At 70.1% G+C, this 2,606-nt stretch carries 4 protein-coding genes and 1 pseudogene; 1 reads left to right on the forward strand and 4 read right to left on the reverse strand.

Going from position 1 to position 2,606, the window contains the following annotated elements; all coding sequences use genetic code 11:
- The 3 genes from ACLZN2_RS50910 to ACLZN2_RS50920 all read right to left on the reverse strand — a co-directional run.
- Positions 1–209 (reverse strand): hypothetical protein (locus ACLZN2_RS50910; RefSeq protein WP_416987089.1); only part of this gene is annotated, 209 nt, incomplete at its 3' end.
- Between the two features lie 116 nt (positions 210–325).
- Positions 326–811, reverse strand: coding sequence for a hypothetical protein (locus ACLZN2_RS50915; RefSeq protein WP_416987091.1), 486 nt, complete (start codon positions 809–811; stop codon positions 326–328).
- A gap of 377 nt (positions 812–1,188) precedes the next feature.
- Positions 1,189–1,785 carry a hypothetical protein gene (locus ACLZN2_RS50920; protein ID WP_416987092.1) on the reverse strand — a complete coding sequence of 199 codons (597 nt, stop codon included), beginning with the start codon at positions 1,783–1,785 and terminating at the stop codon, positions 1,189–1,191.
- 160 nt (positions 1,786–1,945) lie between these two features.
- Between ACLZN2_RS50920 and ACLZN2_RS50925 the strand changes: the two genes are divergently transcribed.
- Positions 1,946–2,344, forward strand: a complete 399-nt coding sequence (locus tag ACLZN2_RS50925) for a hypothetical protein (protein ID WP_416987094.1) — start codon at positions 1,946–1,948, stop codon at positions 2,342–2,344.
- A 35-nt stretch (positions 2,345–2,379) separates the two neighbouring features.
- On the opposite strand, the pseudogene ACLZN2_RS50930 reads toward ACLZN2_RS50925, so the two are convergent.
- Positions 2,380–2,606, reverse strand: a pseudogene (locus ACLZN2_RS50930) (hypothetical protein); the annotation flags it as partial.

Raw genomic sequence — 2,606 nt, forward strand, 5'->3', positions numbered from 1 at the left:
GTCAGTGCCAGCCGCTGACCGATGAGGGATGCGGGGTGGGCGGCTGTGTCGCGGTACGCCAGGCCCTTGCGTTCCAGGGCGTGCCACGTGGTGATCGCGATGTGTGACGAGGTCTGGGAGTCCACGTACGGCGAGCCGTTGTTCCGCTGCCGGACTCGACTGGGTGTCCGGGCGAGGACCCGCAGGGCGGCGCGCTGCTGCCACGTCATACGGCGTGCGATGGCGGACAGCTCGACAGCCGAGAAGGGCGGTTCGGCAGGACCGCAGGGTTGGGTGTCGCTGTGCCCGGCGGAAGGAGATGGCGGGCCAGGCGGGTTGGTGCTGGTCATCGAGGTCCCGGGGCCTGTTTCGCTGCTGGTGGCGTCACCGCCGCTGTTCGGGTGGGGGCCGTGGTGGGCTTGTGATGGACAAGGGCACGGTGGCCTTCGGCGGTGACCTGGAGGCGCTGGCCCTGGTGCAAAGGCGTCGTGGTGTCCACAGCGACGAGTCCTCGCTTGATCAGGGAGTTGAGCGTGGCGACGTTCACGGTGGCCCGGTCCTTGTCGATGGCCTTGAGCACGCCGTATCGGCTGATCACATAGCGGGTGCCGCCGCCTGCGGACAGCCGGGCGAGGGCGGCGTACTGGCTGTCCGTGATCTTCTGCGGCGGGGTCGCCTGGCTCTGGTTCTGTTCGGCGGGCTGCTTCAGGTCCCGGGTGATGCCGCTGGCGAGGTAGTAGCAGCCGGTGTGGGCCAGGTCGAGCTGGTGGGCGGCATCCGCGAGGTGCCCCGCCATGGCCGGGACCGCCTCCGCGTGCCGTGCCTGGCGCACGGCCGCTTCATCGGCCGGCGGGCCGGGGAACGCGGCGCCCTCCAGCGGATTGGCTTCCAGCGCGCGGGCCAGGACGGATGCTGCGATGCTGTGGCCAAGACGACGGAGGCCAGCGCCTCCAGAGTCGGGCGGCTGCCGGGGACAGCGGTGTACTGGCTGCCGTCGAGGGCACCGAGGCGGTCCATGGCACGTTGGACCAGCCCATGGGTGGCCACGATCTTCGTCGTGAGCTGCTGCCGGGCGTCGGTGCCGGGTGTGAGGGCGAGTGAGCGGATCTCGCTGTGCAGGTCCTCGAAATCGCTGCCGAGCTGACGCAGGCGGGTGATCTCGGCGTTCAGATCGTCTGTTGCATGGTGCTGTTCCGGGGGAAGTGGTCGTCAGCGGCGGCGCCGCTGGGCCTGGTCAGGGGAGGGCAGCGTTGGCGCGGACGGAGGGCGAGAGGGCGCGGGCGGGATGTCCTGGAGGGTTGGGATCCCGAGGTCGACGCGGACGCGGACGCCGTAGGAGTAGAGGTGGGTCTCGGCACGGACGACCGCATTTACGGCGTCGGCTTCGCTCAGCCCGGCAGGCAGCGTGTACTCCTGCGACACCTTGGTGGGCGTGAAGCCGTTCTCGGCGAGGACTTCGCCGGCGCTGTCCGTGTGGGCGGTGGCGGTGACTGGGCCGTCGTGGAAGCGGATGGTTGCCTCGGGCTCGATGCCGTTGGTGCTGGGGTGGTGCGTGGTCCAGGCCAAGTCGACGAGATCCATGGTGTGGGCCATGAGCCCGTAGGCCGCGATACCGGCGCGTTCGTGCGCGTCCTCGCCGGTCTGGGGTGGCAGGAGGTAGAGCGTNCGGCCCTGGTGCTCGCGGGCGGTGAATCCCGCCCCGGTCAGCATGCGGGCGGCGTTGCGGATGGGGCGGTTGACGATGACGAAGGTCCATCCGTCGTCGGTCGAGCCGATGAAGACGTCGTGATGGTCGGTGATGGCCATGGCAGTCCGGGTGGTGGGGTCAGCGGCGGGGCGGGCACGGCAAGTTGCCCGCCGCTATGGGCGGTTGTGGAGTGGGGCCTTGGGCTTCGGGCGTGAGGCTGAGACCGGCCAGTGAGGCACGGGCCTCGTCCAGGGCCTGGTGGGCGTGGCTCAGGTATGCGTGCAGGTCTCGGTGGCGGTCGATCGCGCCGAGTTGCCGGTCGAGAGTGATAGGGACGCCGGGTTGAGCGAGTACGACGAGCGGGGTGAGTGCCAAGGTGTAGTGGGCCAGGGCACGGCCGACATGTCCTGCGGTCTGACTGAGGATTTTGGCCGAGTGGCCGGTGGAGGAGATGTTCTGCTTCTGGTCGAGGTGGTGGTGGGCGTCTGCGGCGAGTCGGATGGCGAGGTGGCCGAGGAGGTCGATGTGGCGCAGGGCGGTGAAGAAGCCACCGGGTCCGCCGGCGACGCGATGCTCGCGGATGTCGGCGATGACCGCGTCGAGCGCATCGTGCGGAGTCAGATCGTCGAGATCGCAGGGTTCGTACGGGGCGATGAGCCGTCTCCTGAGGGAAGTTGAGGAAGAACAGGGCGCTCAGGACCGGGGCACAGTTCCTAGGCAGCGGGCCCGAAGTCGCTCTGCTTCGGCGCTGCCTTGGCTACGGCCCGGGCAGTGATGGCCTTGGAGGCGCGGGCGGAGGCGGCGGCCAGCTCGTCGGCGCCGGGCTCCAGGTACCAGGGGCGCAGATCGAGCATGGCGGCGCGCATGCCGGTGGCGAAGCAGAGCGCGGTGCCCTTGGGCAGGGCGCGGATCGCGTCGGCGGGCAGGATCCGCTCCTGCC

Source organism: Streptomyces sp. T028, from assembly GCF_048159505.1.
Lineage (GTDB): Bacteria > Actinomycetota > Actinomycetes > Streptomycetales > Streptomycetaceae > Streptomyces.